This window comes from Campylobacter sp. JMF_15 NE4 (genome assembly GCF_027737645.1).
GTDB lineage: Bacteria > Campylobacterota > Campylobacteria > Campylobacterales > Campylobacteraceae > Campylobacter_B.
In genome coordinates, this window is the sequence record NZ_JAOVTY010000001.1 from 187,244 (window position 1) to 202,404 (window position 15,161).

General features: G+C 40.6%; 17 protein-coding genes. 10 read left to right on the plus strand and 7 right to left on the minus strand.

The window, feature by feature from the left end; all coding sequences use genetic code 11:
- Positions 1-3: 3 nt before the first annotated feature.
- From OFN98_RS01020 to OFN98_RS01050, 7 genes are all read right to left on the minus strand, one after another.
- The gene (locus tag OFN98_RS01020) at positions 4-1,227 is read right to left on the minus strand and encodes a tetratricopeptide repeat protein (RefSeq protein WP_270874063.1); all 1,224 of its coding nucleotides are present in this window, start codon (positions 1,225-1,227) and stop codon (positions 4-6) included.
- Positions 1,191-2,024 (minus strand): hypothetical protein, encoded by an 834-nt coding sequence (locus OFN98_RS01025; RefSeq protein ID WP_270874062.1) that lies wholly within the window; start codon positions 2,022-2,024, stop codon positions 1,191-1,193. The genes OFN98_RS01020 and OFN98_RS01025 overlap by 37 nt, the downstream gene beginning before the upstream one ends.
- A gap of 14 nt (positions 2,025-2,038) precedes the next feature.
- Complete coding sequence (locus OFN98_RS01030; RefSeq protein WP_270874061.1) at positions 2,039-3,988, minus strand: tetratricopeptide repeat protein; 1,950 nt, start codon at positions 3,986-3,988, stop codon at positions 2,039-2,041.
- Entirely contained in the window at positions 3,985-4,905 is a 921-nt protein-coding gene (locus OFN98_RS01035) for an ABC transporter permease (protein WP_270874060.1), read from the minus strand. Before OFN98_RS01035 ends, OFN98_RS01030 begins: the two co-directional genes overlap by 4 nt.
- Positions 4,905-5,693 (minus strand): ATP-binding cassette domain-containing protein, encoded by a 789-nt coding sequence (locus OFN98_RS01040; protein WP_270874059.1) that lies wholly within the window; start codon positions 5,691-5,693, stop codon positions 4,905-4,907. Before OFN98_RS01040 ends, OFN98_RS01035 begins: the two co-directional genes overlap by 1 nt.
- A gap of 140 nt (positions 5,694-5,833) precedes the next feature.
- A complete protein-coding gene (gene ftsY / locus OFN98_RS01045; protein WP_270874058.1) occupies positions 5,834-6,697 on the minus strand; it encodes a signal recognition particle-docking protein FtsY in 864 nt (287 codons plus the stop codon).
- On the minus strand, positions 6,697-7,284 hold the full coding sequence (locus OFN98_RS01050) for a TlpA family protein disulfide reductase (protein ID WP_270874057.1): 588 nt from the start codon (positions 7,282-7,284) through the stop codon (positions 6,697-6,699). The genes ftsY and OFN98_RS01050 overlap by 1 nt, the downstream gene beginning before the upstream one ends.
- An 81-nt stretch (positions 7,285-7,365) precedes the next feature.
- Here OFN98_RS01050 and OFN98_RS01055 point away from each other — a divergent pair, with 81 nt between their 5' ends.
- The 10 genes from OFN98_RS01055 (at position 7,366) to fabI (ending at position 15,159) form a co-directional block, all read left to right on the plus strand.
- Positions 7,366-7,983 carry a 5-formyltetrahydrofolate cyclo-ligase gene (locus OFN98_RS01055; RefSeq protein WP_270873951.1) on the plus strand — a complete coding sequence of 206 codons (618 nt, stop codon included), beginning with the start codon at positions 7,366-7,368 and terminating at the stop codon, positions 7,981-7,983.
- On the plus strand, positions 7,916-9,469 hold the full coding sequence (gene rny / locus OFN98_RS01060; protein WP_270859364.1) for a ribonuclease Y: 1,554 nt from the start codon (positions 7,916-7,918) through the stop codon (positions 9,467-9,469). Before OFN98_RS01055 ends, rny begins: the two co-directional genes overlap by 68 nt.
- Before the next feature lie 19 nt (positions 9,470-9,488).
- Positions 9,489-10,061: a lipid-binding SYLF domain-containing protein gene (locus OFN98_RS01065; protein WP_270861941.1), complete on the plus strand. Its 573-nt coding sequence runs from the start codon at positions 9,489-9,491 to the stop codon at positions 10,059-10,061.
- A gap of 32 nt (positions 10,062-10,093) precedes the next feature.
- On the plus strand, positions 10,094-10,657 hold the full coding sequence (locus tag OFN98_RS01070) for a DedA family protein (RefSeq protein ID WP_333720325.1): 564 nt from the start codon (positions 10,094-10,096) through the stop codon (positions 10,655-10,657).
- A complete protein-coding gene (locus tag OFN98_RS01075) occupies positions 10,650-11,099 on the plus strand; it encodes a ribonuclease domain-containing protein (protein ID WP_270874056.1) in 450 nt (149 codons plus the stop codon). The genes OFN98_RS01070 and OFN98_RS01075 overlap by 8 nt, the downstream gene beginning before the upstream one ends.
- Positions 11,099-11,356: a barstar family protein gene (locus OFN98_RS01080; RefSeq protein ID WP_270874055.1), complete on the plus strand. Its 258-nt coding sequence runs from the start codon at positions 11,099-11,101 to the stop codon at positions 11,354-11,356. The genes OFN98_RS01075 and OFN98_RS01080 overlap by 1 nt, the downstream gene beginning before the upstream one ends.
- A gap of 81 nt (positions 11,357-11,437) precedes the next feature.
- On the plus strand, positions 11,438-12,442 hold the full coding sequence (gene gap / locus OFN98_RS01085; RefSeq protein ID WP_270861938.1) for a type I glyceraldehyde-3-phosphate dehydrogenase: 1,005 nt from the start codon (positions 11,438-11,440) through the stop codon (positions 12,440-12,442).
- A gap of 1 nt (position 12,443) precedes the next feature.
- Positions 12,444-13,655, plus strand: a complete 1,212-nt coding sequence (locus OFN98_RS01090; RefSeq protein ID WP_270869036.1) for a phosphoglycerate kinase — start codon at positions 12,444-12,446, stop codon at positions 13,653-13,655.
- A complete protein-coding gene (locus OFN98_RS01095; RefSeq protein WP_270874054.1) occupies positions 13,652-14,344 on the plus strand; it encodes a triose-phosphate isomerase in 693 nt (230 codons plus the stop codon). Before OFN98_RS01090 ends, OFN98_RS01095 begins: the two co-directional genes overlap by 4 nt.
- Positions 14,341-15,159, plus strand: a complete 819-nt coding sequence (fabI, locus tag OFN98_RS01100; protein WP_270866091.1) for an enoyl-ACP reductase FabI — start codon at positions 14,341-14,343, stop codon at positions 15,157-15,159. The genes OFN98_RS01095 and fabI overlap by 4 nt, the downstream gene beginning before the upstream one ends.
- Positions 15,160-15,161 lie beyond the last annotated feature (2 nt).

Sequence of the window (15,161 nt, forward strand, 5' to 3'; positions counted from 1 at the left end):
ATTTTACTCACTTTTTGTTTTTTTATACATTTGGCAAGCTTTGTCGTTGCCTGTTTCATCTTCGCTTAATTCGCACGCCATGCCGAAATATTCATGGGCTATGGTTGTATTTTTATCCATCCTATAATTTCCCTCTATATACTCATAGCCTAGGCGTTGGCAGTCGTTTTTGTTTTTTGCGTCGCAAGATTTTTTTAATGTTTCGATATCTTTTAGGTGGATATCGTGAGCTTTTTGGTGTAGTTTTTCTGCTAAATCATGGTCTTGCTTGGTTACTTCGCCTAGTTCGTAAATTTCGGCTAAATGCTCACAACCATAGGCATTTTCTAAATCACAAGCTTTCTGGAAAAATTCTTTTGCTGTGCGTTTTTTCGGGGCTTGTTTATATTCGACCCCTGGTACGCCAAATCCATGAACCATAAAACCATTATAATATAACTCCCCTGCCTTTGCACAAGCGCTTGAATTGTTATTTTCACAAGCATTTACAGAATTCGTAAGAATTCCTTGTGAGCCTATCGCATCGCAAGCATTTTCTATACCGCCATTGCACGCCTTTAATAATGGTTCCCAAATTTTATCAAAGTCAAAATCCTTAAATTCTTTTCGTTTTTTATATACAAAATCAAAAGTTTCATCTATTTTGATATTTTTCCCATATTTGTAGCAACCATGCATTTCGTCTAAATCGCATGCTTTTTTATAAAATTCTTGCGCTTTATTAAAATCAGAATTTACACGATTTAATGCAGTATCTGCTTGTAAGCCAAAATAATATACATCACCCATTTGAGCACAAGCAGTTGCGTTATTTTCATCATTACATAAAGTTTCGTTTTTTACCATTTTATATATTTTTTCTAGATTTTCGAAAGCTTTTTTATATCCGCTTTCGTAAGCTTTTAAAGCAACCTTTCTATATGATAAAACATCGTCGGGATTATCTCTATCTAAATATATATTTGTAGCTTTATGACAACTAGTATTTAGGTCTAATTCGCAAGCTCTTTCATATAATTTTAACACGCTGTTTGGCTCTGTATTTTCGGAACTATAAAAATCAGCTACCATTTCGCAACTAAATGCATTATCGAGGTTATTTTTTGCCTCGCATTTTTTTTGATGTTGATTTACTAGAATGTTGATTTTTTTGCGCAAATCATCGGTTTTGATTTCCCCATTTGGATTTTTTAGTTTTGCCATATTATGCAATTGTTTGCAACCCATAATAATATTGCCTTTGCAAGCTTTTTAGCATACTCTTTCATTGCTTCTATGTTTTTTCCATCATTTGGTCGTCCTGGCAGAAAAAAGGCTTGAATTTTTTTATTATCTAATTTATCATCGGTAAAATAAGTATTGCCAAATCCTAGATAACGAGCGATATGCATAGCTGCTCTATTGCAACTTAAAGCTATACCGCATTTGCAAGATTTTTCAAAAAGAGCAATTATTTCGTATGATTTTTTTTCATCGTAATGAGAATCTAAATAACTCATAGCTTTAAAATATTTTTCTAATCCCTCATTTGGCTCACAATTAACAATCTCTTTTTTAATTATAATTTCTGTGCCTAAACACTTTTCGCTTTTAATCAAATTATCAAATTTATCGCTAGCTGGTTTATATTTTTTATTTTTAAATGTGTCTTTATAAATTTCGCTTGCTTTATCACAATCACCCTCATTTTCAAAAATTTCACCATAACTTAAACAACTTTCGTGATGATTTAGCTCACATGATTTTAGGAAAAATTTTTTTGCGTTTTGAGTATCGTCTTTTTGAGCATAGTCTTGTGCTATTTTATCGCAACCTAGCGCGTAATTTAATTCGCATGATTTAGCATAAAATTGTAAAGCCTTCACGCTTTCGTTATTATCATCGTAAAATTTTCCACTTACAAAGCATGCTTTTTCATCTCCTTTTTCGCATAATTCATCGTTTGAAATTTTTCCGCATGAATTAAGCGAAAATAGAAGCAAAATATAAAAAAATGATAAAAAAATATTACTCAAATTTTTCATTTTATCCCTTATTATTATTTCGCATTTTTTGCTTTTTTATACATTTCGCATGAGTTGTATCGCTCTGAATTATCGCCCAGATCGCACCCCTCGCCGTAATACTCGGCAGCTTTTGCCATATTTTTCTCTACGCCTACGCCATCATAATACATAGCACCCAAACTTCTGCAAGCCAAAGCAAATTCGCCATCGCAAGCTTTTTTGTAAAATTCCATTGCTATATCATAATCCTGTCTTGCGACATCGCCTTTGTAATAAATATTTCCAGCGTAATAACAAGCACTCGTATTTTCTAACTCGCAAGCTTTTTTGTAGGTTTTTGTCGCTTTTCTGTTATCAGGTTTAATTCTAGTCATATATGAGTTGCGTCCATATCCATTCCAGTATAAATTAGCAAGTTTCAAACAATCCTCGACATTATTTTTTTCGCAAGAATTCTCCAAATCTCGAAGTTCGACCCATTTTTCTAAATTTGCGCACGCTTTTTGCACACCGTTATCGCACGCCTTAAAAAGCGCATTTTTGGCTTCGTCATATTTGTAGCTTTCTTTTTTGTATTCGATTTCTGCTGTGTTCATACCCCAGATATTGCACGCTTCGTAGTTGTTTAGCTCGCATGCTTTTTTGTAAAATTCCTGCGCTTTGGCTAAATTTGGCGCGATATATTGGAAATATCTCTCGCTCTCGTTTCCTCGTGCGTGCATTTTGCCTGCTTGCAAGCACGCATCAGAGCTGTTTGCGTCGCAGTCTTTCTCAAATTCGCTAAGTGTGTATAGCGCGCCTAAATTTTTGCATGCGATTTTGACATCGTTGTCGCAAGCCTTGCGGTAAAAGGCCCTTGCTTTACCAAAATCCACATTTATCGTATCGTCTGGGTTGGTGCGACTATTGTGGCCGTCTAGGTAGATTTTGCCCACCATGTAGCAGCTGCCGTTGATATCTAGCCCGCACGCTCTATCATATAGCCTTGCAGCTTCGGCTACTTCGTGATCTCTGTCGGTTGAGAGATAAAAATCAGCCAACCAATGGCAATTTAGCGCGTTTTCTAGCCCACTTCCAGCCTTGCAAAGTTTTTCGTGATTTGCGGTTAAAACTACGATTTTTTCTTTTAGCTCGTCGATTTTACGCTCTTTTTCTTGTCTGTCTTTGATATCGAAAATCCCCATAGATCGCTCGGTTGCGACGATTTGTTTTTGGCAGCCTGTTACGATATTTCCGTCGCAGGCGCGTTTGGTAGCATTTAGCGCGATTTCTCTATCTTTGCTCGATAAATTGTTGTAGTTTTTCATATAGATATTTGCCACTTCGTCGCAAGATTTCGCCTCGCCACAATCGCAGGATTTTTGAAATACTTTTAGCATTACAGCTTCGCTTACGGTTTGGTTGTTTTCGTAGTTTATGCCTTGTAGGTAGTATTTCCTGCCGTCCCCTGGCTCGCATGCTTTATCTTCCAAGGCTTCGAGCGGTTTTAGGGCTTTGATTTTAGCGTCGATCTCTTTTTGAGCCTCTTCTTTTTGCCTTTTTATCTCGTCGCTCATACATTTTTCGTTGCCAACAAGGGCTTCGAATTTTGCCTGGGCTGGCTTAAATTTTTTGTTTTCAAAGGTATCTTTGTAAATTTCGCTTGCTTTGTTGCAGTTGCCCTCGTTTTCGTAAATTTCGCCCAAATTTACGCAACTTTCGTGGTGATTTAGATCGCAAGCTTTGAGATATAGCATTTTTGCGTTTTCGTTTTCTTGCTTTGAGGCAAAAATCGCGCCAGCCTTGTTGCAACCTACGGCGTAGTTTAGCTCGCAGGCTTTTTGGTAAAATTCCTGCGCCTTTGCGTTATCTCCACTTTGCTCGTAAGCTTTCGCGCTTGCGAAGCACTCTTTGGCGTCCCCGCCTAGGCACTCAGCGTCGTTAGCGTTCGCAAAGCCAAACGCAAAGCCACAAACAAATAAAAATTTGGCAAAATTTTTCATATTTGTCCTTTATTAAATTTCAAATTTGATTTTTTAAATTTCGGTGTGTTTAAAAAGATAAAAATTTTCTGCGCTAAGATGAAGTAAAACGCGCATAAAATCGTTATTAACAGCAGGTCGTATATCCACATACTCACGCCAAATGCGCTTTTGTGTGAGCGAAAAATCCCTGATTTGTCCTCATCGGTGATAATCGTGGCTTTTAGAGAGTTGTTCATATTTTGGTAGTTGCCGTTTTCGTCGATTAGCATTTTATAATTTGCCGTTACAAGTGCTTCAAACCCCACAGGTATGGGCATGATGATAGCAGGTGGTGGCATACGCTCATAGTCATTTTGCCATAAAAATATCGCCTTGTGAAGTTTGTCGTAAGGCACGAGCCCGCTTAGCATGATTTGAGGCACGAGCAAGATCGCAAGGCTGATTGATGCCATTTTGTCGTTATGCACGAGGCATGAAGCCACCAGAGCCATAGCATAAGAGCAGATGAAAATAAACGAGCAAATCAGCCAGTTTGTGCTAATTAGCACGCCTTCTGGGATTTGGAGCATGGATTTGGCTGAGATTGTGAGCAAATAGCACTGAAAAATGCCAATTATCAGCGCGACGCTAAATTTCGCGACGAAAAATTTATACAAACTAAGCCCACTACGGCTAAATTTACGCATTAGTTCTTTGTCGCCGTAAATGTCATAAATGCCCTTTAAAATCCCCAAAAACGCCGCTGAAATGGCGATAAAAAAGAGATAATCCACATAATGGTCGTTGTCTATGAAACTATCGCTGTGAGAGAAAATCCACGCGATAAAATATCCCAAAAACCACGCCACGCCAACCACGCCAAAGATGAAGTATTTGGCGTTGCGTAGGGTGTTTCGAAGAAGCTCAATCTGGGTGAAATTTAAAATATCTTTCATCATATACTCTTTAAAAATTCATTGTATTTTTTGTGAAGTTCGAGCGTATCAGCTCCCGCATAATCGCAACCTAAATGCTCGCTAAAAAACTCTGCTAAGCTCATAAATTTCGTCGTTGCTAGGCTAGTTGGTTTTTTGCCATTTTCCTTTTTGATTTCTTCAAAAAGCAAAATTTTATCAAACATCTTTATCATCTCTAAATTTGGCTGATGAATTATCACCATGACGATTTTTGGGGCGTTCATGCTTTTGCCATCGGCTATGTCGCGAAGGCTTTGCAAAACCTGGATACTGCCTGCGGTGCTAAGCCCGCTGGTTGGCTCATCGGCAAAGAAAATTTCATTGCGTGATAAAAGCATTTCCATTGCGATATTTACTCTTTTGCGCTGACCGCCACTAATCGCCCATTTACCGCCTTTATACACTGGGCTGTTTCGCACCTTGCCCAAATTTAGGCTACTAATCACTTCGTCAATGCGCGAAAATGCCACGCTGTGCAATCTGGCGTAGTGTTTGAGATTTTCATAAACGCTAAATTCTTTTATCAAAATATCATCTTGCGTAATCAGCGAGATTATATTTTGGTCCAAATTTGGCGCGCCGTTTATTCCAAACTCGCCATTTTCGCATTTTGCTTCGCCAAAAAACAGACCCAAAGTCGTGGATTTGCCCACGCCACTTGGCCCCATAACAGCTACCATTTCGCCACTATTAGCGCGAAAGCTTAGTTTTGATACAATAGGATTTTTCCCGTATGAGAGGGTGCAATTATCCGCATAAATTTGCATTTTTCTACCTAAATTTTGAAATTTTAACAAAGTCAGATTATATTCTTAACGCACTTATATTGGGGTTAAATTTGGCTAAATTTAAAAAGAATTTGCAAATTTAGTTTTTTATAAATTTGCAAATTTAAAGTGAAATTTCTCTATTCAAAAAGTCCATCGACTAGGGTATCGACAAACTCATCTGGGTTAAATTTGATCAAATCGTCCATACTCTCGCCCACGCCGACATACAAAATCGGGATTTCTAGTTCGCGCGCAATCCCAAAAAGCGCGCCACCTTTTGGCGTGCCGTCGAGTTTGGTGATGATAATGCCATCAAGCTTGGTGATTTCATTAAAAGCTTTGGCTTGGATTACGCTGTTGTTTCCTTGCGTCGCGTCAAGCACGATGATTTTGCGATGTGGCGCACCCTCACAGGCTCTGGCTGAGATACGCACGATTTTTTCTAGCTCGTTTGCTAGGTTTTTTTGGTTTTGAAGTCTGCCGGCTGTATCGATTAGCACGCGATCTAGCCCCTTAGCGACGGCTGAGCTAATGGTATCAAATGCCACAGCCGCAGGGTCGTGGCCTTGCGCGGTAGCGATGATAGGGACATTTATGATTTGCGACCAGCGTTTTATCTGCTCGACTGCGCCCGCCCTAAATGTATCGCACGCGCCCAAAATCACGCTATTTCCAGCCTTTTTGTATAAATTTGCCAGCTTTGCGACAGAGGTTGTCTTGCCTGCGCCATTTACGCCAAGGATTAGCTCGACATAAGGCTTAGCAGGGGTGAAATTTTCGTGTTCATACATAAAATATGTCTTCATAACACGCTTCAAATCGGCCTTTTCGACCATTTCATTAGGCGGGAGATAAAATATAATTTCCTCGATGATTTCATAATCCACATCGGCTTCTAAAAGCATTTCTTCAAGCACATCTTTTGAAATTTTGCTTTTGCCGCGGGCCTCCTTCATAGCCTCAATCGTCTTGCTAAGACCTTTTTTAAAAAAATTAAACATTATAAAATTTTCTCCATTTCGAGTGTTAAAATTTCTTCGGGAATTAAGCCGAAATATTGAGCGCTAAACTCGCCTTTTTTGTCATAAACCACCAAATACGGGATTTCTGAAATGCCTCCAAGCGTGCCTGTGAAAAAGTCATTTGCCTCGCCATAGGCTATTTTAAATTTGGCTTTTACCTTTTTTTCATACTCTTTTAGCTCGTCTAGTGAAATCTCATCAGCTATCAAAACAGCCACTACATCGAGCTTATCGCCGTATTTTTCCACGAGCGCATTAAGCGCACTTGCTTGAATCGTGCAGGCATCGCACCACGAAGCAAAAAATGCAAAAAGTGTCGGTTTGCCGCCATTTTCTATACTAAAACCATTTTTGTTTTTTTGCATATTTAAAATTTGATTATTTGTAAATGTGAGCGAAAACGGCGCAGTGTAATTGGTGCCAATGGTGCTTTCTGTGGGGATATTTTCATTTTCGGCGCTTTGGGTTATCTCTGGCTCGCTATTTGCGCTTTGCTCGTCCTTTTTCTCGCACCCAGCAAGGACGAAAAAACCCATAAGCAGAGTTAGTAAAATTTTAAATTTCATTTGTTGCCTTGTAAATTTTGATTTGGAATTATACTTAAACTTGCTAAAATAGCCGTTAAAATTTAATACAAAGTTAAAATCGTGGAAAAAAATGAATTTAGAAAAATTTGCAAATCTAGGCTGAAATTTCGTGCCAAAATTTCAGCCAAATGCACTTCGTATATCATTTCTAGGCGCATTGCGAATTTAATCCGCGCTCTTGGTGCGCGCAAAATTTTAATTTTTTTGCCACTAAAATACGAGCCTGAAATTTTGTTTTTGAAAAATTTAATGGGTAAAAAATGCGAATTTTATCTTCCGCGTATAACGGATATTAATTTAAAAATGGTAAAATTGCGACTTCCTTTTGTCAAATCGCATTTTGGGTTGCGTGAAACACTGCCTCAAAACGGCTATTTTGGCAAGGTGGATCTAGCGGTTATTCCAGTGGTTGGAGTAGATGGAAGGCTTGCTAGAATAGGACATGGTAAAGGATATTATGATATGTTTTTTTCAGGTCTAAAACACAAACCTGCCGTGGTTTTTGTGAGCTTAGAGGATTGTTTCACAGATGAAATTTTATCTTTGAGCCACGATGTGGTAGGTGATTTTTACATTACTCCGAGCAAAAATTACTTTAAAAGAGGAAAATATGATAGAGATCTTAATCGCCTTGTGCGCTCTTGCGGTGGGCGCTGGCATAGGGTATGGGGTAGCTAGAAAAATCAATAACGCAAACTACGATGTATTGATTGAACAAGCAAAAGCAAAGGCAAAAGCCATAGAATTCGAAGCCGAGGGCGTGCTTAGGGATTCTAAAATTTCAGTCCAAGAGGCTGAATTAGAGGCTAAAAAGAAATACGAGGAAAAGTCAAATCATCTCCAAAAAGATTACAACCAAAAATTCAACGAACTGAACAAAAAAGAACAGGCTCTTTTAACCGAACAAGAGGTGCTTAAAAACAGCAAAGCAGATGTAGAAAATGCGAGAAATGAAGCTAAATTTCTCTACGATGAGGGCGTAAATTTAAAGAAAAATTACGAGGAAAAACTAGCCGAATCACTGAAAGTTTTAGAGCGAGTGGCTGGATTTACGCAAAGTGAGGCAAGAGATGAAATTTTGCGCAAGGTCGAGGAACAATCACGCATAGATATCGCTCATATCGTGCGCAAACACGAGGAAGAGGCGAAAAAAGAGGCACGCAAAAAGGCAAATTATATCATCGCTCAGGCGACTTCGCGTTTTGCTGGCGAGTTTGCGGCTGAGCGTCTAATAAATGTCGTAAATATCAAAAACGATGAGCTAAAAGGCAGAATTATCGGTAAAGAGGGTCGCAATATCAAAAGCTTGGAAATGACGCTGGGCGTAGATGTCATCATCGATGATACGCCAAATGCGATTATCGTTAGCTCGCACAATCTTTACCGCAGGGCTATCGCTGTGCGCGTAATCGAGCTTTTGATAGAAGATGGCAGAATTCAGCCAGCTAGAATCGAGGATATTTATAAAAGAGTTTGCGATGAGTTTGAATCGAGCATTTTGGAAGAGGGCGAAAATATCGTTATGGATCTAGGCATTGGCAAACTGCACCCAGAAATTTTAAAACTTATTGGAAAGTTAAAATTCCGTGCAAGCTATGGTCAAAACGCCCTTGCGCACTCGCTTGAAGTAGCGCATTTAGCAGGAATTATCGCAGCTGAGACAGGTGGCGATCCAAAACTAGCCAAAAGAGCCGGACTTTTGCACGATATCGGCAAGGCTCTTACACACGAATACGAGGGTTCGCATGTGGATTTGGGCGCAGAGGTTTGTCGCAGATATAAAGAGCACCCAGTCGTGATTAATGCGATTTTCGCTCACCACGGACACGAGGAGGCTACAAGCGTAGAAAGTGCCGCTGTGTGCGCAGCTGACGCACTAAGTGCGGCTAGACCTGGGGCAAGGCGCGAAGTATTGGAGAGCTTCCTAAAAAGGGTTAATGATATAGAAACAATCGCACTTGGTAAAAACGGCGTAAAACAAGCTTATGCAATCAACGCTGGACGCGAAATTCGCGTCATTGCCAATGCAAAATTAATCAACGATGATGAGGCTGTGCTAATCGCAAAAGAGATCGCCGAAGAAATCCAAGACAAGGTGCAATTCCCAGGCGAAATCAAGGTCAATGTCATACGCGAACTGCGCGCAGTCGAAATCGCTAAATAAATTTAATCAAGGATAAAAAATGAAAAAAATCATACTTTCACTTTTGCTTTTTGTGGGCGCACTTTTTGGAGAGGACGAGCTTTTGATAAATAGCGCGGGTGCGTATTCGTCTGTAATGAAAAGCAATTCTGCGTATAAATACCTAGCTAATGAGGCCGAGGCTGTGCTGATTTTCCCAAGTGTGAAAAAGCTAGGCTTTATCATAGGCGGAATGTATGGCGAGGGCGTCATCGTCTATAAAGGCGGTCAGGTAAGCGCTGTGGATATTTCAAACGCTAGTATCGGGCTACAAATAGGCTATGAGGATAATTATTTGGTAATTTTCGTGATGAGTGAGGCTATGATAAATAAAATGCGCAAATCCCAAATCACCCTCTCAGGCGACGCGACAGCCGTGGTTGGCAATTACAGCGCGGATTCTGGCAGACTTGATATGATAAATAAAGATATGTATGTTTTCACAAGCAAGGGTGGATTTTTTGCCGGAGTAAGCCTAGGTGGCTCTGTCATAGAGACCAAAAATAGCGTGGCTTTCGATACTTCCACACAAGAATACAGGCTTTTAATGCAGGTTTTAGGGCGAAATTTTTAGGCTAGATTAAGCGGGTAAATTTCATGGATTCTATGTTTGAAAACCTCCATACTTGGGGATATTTACTACTTTTTTTATACACTTTGGGCGGTGGATTTATCGCCTTGGTGGCTGCTGGAATTTTAAGCTTTACTGGCGAACTTAATATTTGGGTTTGCATAGCCGTAGCCTGCGTGTCGAATTTCTTGGGCGATACGGGGCTGTTTTGGGTCAGTCGCTACAACAAAAAAGATATCATGCCATACCTAAAAAAACAGCGCCGAAATTTGGCTTTGTCGCAAATTTTATTCAAACGATACGGCGATAGAATAATTTTAATCCAAAAATTCATCTATGGGCTAAAAACCTTAGTTCCAATCGCCATTGGTATCACAAAATACTCGTTTTTGAAATTTAGCATTTTAAACGCGGTTAGTTCGCTTGTGTGGGCACTTATCATCGGACTTTTGAGCTTTTATGCTGGGGATTTCGTCCAAGAAATCTACTCTCATATCAAAGAAAAACCTTATATCGCGCCACTAATCCTAGCTTTGGTTGTAGCAGCGATAATTTGCTATTTTAAATTTGCAACCAAAAAAAGAATCAAAAGTGAGTAAAAAATTTCTAAATTTTGCCCTGATTTTCGGGGTTTTAGCGCTTGCTTTATTTTTATTTTATGGCAAAAATTCTATTTCGCAAAGCGCGCAAGATAATGGCGCGCAAACGCCAGCAAGCGAGCTTTGCATTAGCAAAGAGTGCGTGAGCGAGCATATCAAAGCGCACGGAAAACTGCCTTCAAATTTCATCACCAAAAAGCAGGCAAACGCTCTTGGTTGGAGCGGTGGCGATCTGCACGCATACGCGAAGGATAAATCGATCGGTGGCGATAGATTTGGAAATTACGAGCGCGCGCTTCCTGCTAAAAAGGGCAGAATTTACACAGAGGCTGATATTGATTACAAGGGTGGTGCTAGGGGTAAAAAACGGCTAGTGTTTTCAAACGACGGCTTGATTTTTTACACAAAAGACCATTACAAGAGCTTTGAGAGGGTGCAATAATGAAAATAATCACAATCGACGCAGCCAAAGTAAAAAGCAAAGCCGGGCTTTATAAATTCATCGCCAAACGCCTAAAATTCGAGCCTGATTACATTACAAATCTAGACGCACTTTATGACGCACTAACCGAGAGAAACGACGCTGAATTTATCATAGAAAACGGCCAAATTTTAAAAGATAAATTTGGCGAATTTTATGAAATTTTGCTAAGTGTTTTTGAAGATAGTGGCGTGAAATTTAGCGTCAAAAACAGCTAAAATTTAATCCATTTTACCGTTAATTAACCCAAATTTTTGTAATATTATAAGATTTTTAAAATTTCATTTTAAGGAAAAATTATGGCAACAAAAATTGCAATTAACGGCTTTGGACGCATCGGCAGATGTGCAGCCAGAATCGCGCTAAATCGCGATGATGTAGAGCTAGTGGCTATCAACGATACCGCTAAACGCGACCTTACTAGATACTTGCTTCAATACGACACAGTTCATGGGGAATTTAATAAAAAAGTTGAAATCATAAACGACGATTACATCGCAGTAGATGGCAAAAAAATCAGAGTTTATAGCACCAGAGACGCTAGCGAGCTAGATTTCGCGGGGCTTGGTGCCCAAGTTGTGCTAGAATGCACTGGAGCATTTTTAACCACAGAAAAATGCAAACCATTTTTGGATAACGGCATTAAACTTGTCGTTATGAGCGCCCCTGCTAAGGACGACACTCCGACTTATGTAATCGGCGTAAATCACGAAAGCTACGCAGGTGAGAGCGTGATTTCAAACGCTAGTTGCACCACAAACGGACTTGGCCCTGTGGCTAAAATTTTAGATGATGAGCTAGGTATCGAAAAGGGCTTGATGACCACAATCCATGCTTATACAAACGGCCAAAGCCTAGTCGATGTCAAAAGCCGTGATTTCCGCAGAAGTCGTGCGGCAGCGTGCAATATCATACCGACTACGACAGGCGCAGCCAAGGCAATCAGCCTGATTTTGCCACAACTTAAAGGCAAAATGCACGGACAAGCTGTGCGCGTGCCAGTAGCAAATGTCTCAATGGTGGATTTAACTGTATCAACTAAAAAAGAGACCACAGCTGACGAGCTAAATGAAATTTTTAGAAAATACGCTAATGGCGCAATGAAGGGAATTTTAGTCGTCGATGATGACAAACGCGTATCAAGCGATTTTTGCACTTCGACATTTTCGACAGCGGTGGCGAGCGATTGCACACAGGTGATTGGCGGAAATTTAATCAAAGTGCTAAGCTGGTATGACAACGAGTGGGGTTATAGCAACAGATTGGTTGATTTAGCGGTTTTCGCAGCGTCAAAAAGGGGTTAAAATGAGCCAAATTTTAGATATTAAGGATTTAAATTTCACAGACGGCGCGAAAGTTTTTATCAGATGCGATTTTAATGTGCCTATGGACGAGTTTGGCAATATCACAGACGATCGCAGAATCCGCTCATCAATCCCTACAATTCGCTATTGTTTGGATAATGGTGGTTGCGTGATTTTAGCAAGCCACCTTGGTCGCCCAAAAAACGGCTACGAGGAGAAATTTAGCCTTCGCCCTGTGGCGAAAAGACTTGGCAGATTGCTTGATCGCGAGGTCAAATTTGTCGATGATATCGTAGGAGAGCGCGCTAGCAAGGCAGTTAGCGAGCTAAAAAAGGGCGAGCTTTTATTACTAGATAATTTGCGTTTCGAAAAGGGCGAAACCAAAAACGATACTGAATTAGCCAAAAAATTAGCTAGTTATGGTGAATTTTATGTCAATGACGCATTTGGCGTATGCCACAGAGCGCACGCAAGTGTCGAGGCTGTGACGAAGTTTTTCGACAACGAGCACAAAGCGGCTGGATTTTTGCTACAAAAAGAGATTAAATTCGCCGCTGATTTGATTAAACGCCCAGCCCGTCCTTTCGTCGCTGTAACTGGCGGTAGCAAGGTCAGTGGCAAGCTCCAAGCCTTGCATAATCTACTCCCAAAAGTCGATAAACTCATCATCGGTGGCGGTATGGCTTTTACATTTTTAAAGGCCGTTGGATACGATATCGGAAATTCGCTTTTAGAAGAGGATTTGATCGAAGAGGCCAAAAATATTTTGCGCAAAGGCAAGGAATTAGGCGTTAAAATTTATATCCCAGTCGATACTATCGCAGCCCCTGCTTGTTCGCAAGATTCTGTTATGAAGCGCGTAACGGTTCAAGAAATCCCAGCTGGCTGGATGGGGCTAGATATCGGACCTGCGACCGTGGCGCTTTTTAAAGAGGCACTTGATGATGCGCAAACTATCTGGTGGAACGGCCCTATGGGTGTATTTGAGATCGATAAATTTGCGCGCGGAAGTATGCGTATATCGCACTTCATCGCTGATAGTGATGCTACGACGGTCGTGGGCGGTGGCGATACAGCCGATGTGGTCGAAAGAGCCGGAAACGCCGATGATATGACATTTATCTCCACAGGTGGTGGGGCTAGCTTGGAGCTAATCGAGGGCAAAGAGCTTCCGGGTGTGAAAGTCCTAACTATCGAGGATAGCGAGCAATGATACTAGCCGCAAATTTAAAATGCAATCACATTAGGGCTAGTTTCGAGCGTTATTGCGAAATTTTAAATGCAAATTTAGGCGATGAAATTTTATCAAAACACGAAATTTTGGTATTTCCGCCAAGTGTGGCTTTAAATTTGGGAAATCACAAATTTATCCAAGGCGCACAAAATTTCTATCCATGCCAAAACGGTAGTTTCACAGGCGAAATCGGCAAGGAAATGCTGGGTGAATTTGGCATTTCTTGCGTTTTAATCGGACATAGCGAAAGACGCGAAATTTTTGGTGAAAGCGATGAGCTAATCGCAAAAAAATTCGAATTTGCAAAAGCAGAGGGCTATAAAATCATCTTTTGTATCGGCGAAAACGAGGCTGTGTATAAAGAGGGCAAAACCAAGGATTTCCTAGCCTCTCAGCTTGAAAAAATCGATTTAGATTACCAAAATTTGGTTATCGCTTACGAGCCGATTTGGGCGATTGGCACGGGAAATACTGCAACTAGCGTGATAATTGATGAAATTTTAAGCTTTTTACGCACCAAAACAAAGGCGCCTTTGCTTTATGGTGGAAGCGTAAATCTCAAAAATATCGCCGAAATTTCGCAAATTCCAAGTTGCAACGGCGTTTTAGTGGGAACGGCTAGCTGGGAAGCAGAAAATTTCATAAATCTAATCAAGGAAGCAAAATGATACTAAAAGGTAAAAAAGGGCTAATCGTCGGCGTTGCAAACAACAAATCTATCGCTTATGGAATTGCGAAAATTTGCCACGAGCAAGGGGCGGAGTTAGCTTTTACATTTTTAAATGACGCTCTTAAAAAGCGCGTCGAGCCGATTGCAGCGGAGCTTGGAAGCGATAAAATCTATGAGCTAGATATCAACAACGACGAGCATTTGGCGAATTTGCGCGCGAGTTTAGAAAAAGATTTTGGCAAATTTGACTTCGTGCTTCACGCTGTGGCATTTGCCCCACGCGAGGCACTTGATGGCAAATTTATCGACACTACAAAAGAAGCTTTTAATGTCGCTATGCAAACCTCGGTTTATTCGCTGATTGCGCTTACAAATGCAGTCGAACCGCTATTAAATGACGGCGGAGCGATTTTGACATTAAGCTACCTTGGCGGCGTAAAATTTGTCCCACATTACAATGTCATGGGCGTAGCAAAAGCAGCGTTAGAGAGCTCAGTTCGCTACCTAGCGCATGATTTGGGTGAGCGTGGAATTCGCGTAAATGCGATTTCAGCGGGTCCGATTAAAACTCTCGCAGCTAGTGGTATCGGCGATTTCCGCCTAATCCTAAAATACAACGAAAAAAATGCCCCACTCAAACGAAATGTGGATATTTTCGAAGTCGGCAAATCTGGCGCGTATTTGCTTAGCGACTTTGCCAGCGCAGTTACGGGCGAGATTCACTATGTCGATTGCGGTTACAACATAATGGGCATGGGCGACATCGCTACCGATGACGAGGGCAACACAATCCTAGCGATTGATAAAAACTAATC

What these genes read in the sequence shown, in the direction of transcription:
- gap (WP_270861938.1), top strand. Translation starts at nt 11,438, where the DNA reads ATGGCAACAAAAATTGCAATTAACGGCTTTGGACGCATCGGCAGATGT.
- OFN98_RS01095 (WP_270874054.1), top strand. Translation starts at nt 13,652, where the DNA reads ATGATACTAGCCGCAAATTTAAAATGCAATCACATTAGGGCTAGTTTC.
- OFN98_RS01070 (WP_333720325.1), top strand. Translation starts at nt 10,094, where the DNA reads ATGTTTGAAAACCTCCATACTTGGGGATATTTACTACTTTTTTTATAC.
- OFN98_RS01025 (WP_270874062.1), bottom strand. Translation starts at nt 2,024, where the DNA reads ATGAAAAATTTGAGTAATATTTTTTTATCATTTTTTTATATTTTGCTT.
- rny (WP_270859364.1), top strand. Translation starts at nt 7,916, where the DNA reads ATGATAGAGATCTTAATCGCCTTGTGCGCTCTTGCGGTGGGCGCTGGC.
- OFN98_RS01065 (WP_270861941.1), top strand. Translation starts at nt 9,489, where the DNA reads ATGAAAAAAATCATACTTTCACTTTTGCTTTTTGTGGGCGCACTTTTT.
- OFN98_RS01030 (WP_270874061.1), bottom strand. Translation starts at nt 3,988, where the DNA reads ATGAAAAATTTTGCCAAATTTTTATTTGTTTGTGGCTTTGCGTTTGGC.
- OFN98_RS01040 (WP_270874059.1), bottom strand. Translation starts at nt 5,693, where the DNA reads ATGCAAATTTATGCGGATAATTGCACCCTCTCATACGGGAAAAATCCT.
- OFN98_RS01020 (WP_270874063.1), bottom strand. Translation starts at nt 1,227, where the DNA reads ATGGGTTGCAAACAATTGCATAATATGGCAAAACTAAAAAATCCAAAT.
- OFN98_RS01090 (WP_270869036.1), top strand. Translation starts at nt 12,444, where the DNA reads ATGAGCCAAATTTTAGATATTAAGGATTTAAATTTCACAGACGGCGCG.
- OFN98_RS01080 (WP_270874055.1), top strand. Translation starts at nt 11,099, where the DNA reads ATGAAAATAATCACAATCGACGCAGCCAAAGTAAAAAGCAAAGCCGGG.
- fabI (WP_270866091.1), top strand. Translation starts at nt 14,341, where the DNA reads ATGATACTAAAAGGTAAAAAAGGGCTAATCGTCGGCGTTGCAAACAAC.
- OFN98_RS01050 (WP_270874057.1), bottom strand. Translation starts at nt 7,284, where the DNA reads ATGAAATTTAAAATTTTACTAACTCTGCTTATGGGTTTTTTCGTCCTT.
- ftsY (WP_270874058.1), bottom strand. Translation starts at nt 6,697, where the DNA reads ATGTTTAATTTTTTTAAAAAAGGTCTTAGCAAGACGATTGAGGCTATG.
- OFN98_RS01035 (WP_270874060.1), bottom strand. Translation starts at nt 4,905, where the DNA reads ATGAAAGATATTTTAAATTTCACCCAGATTGAGCTTCTTCGAAACACC.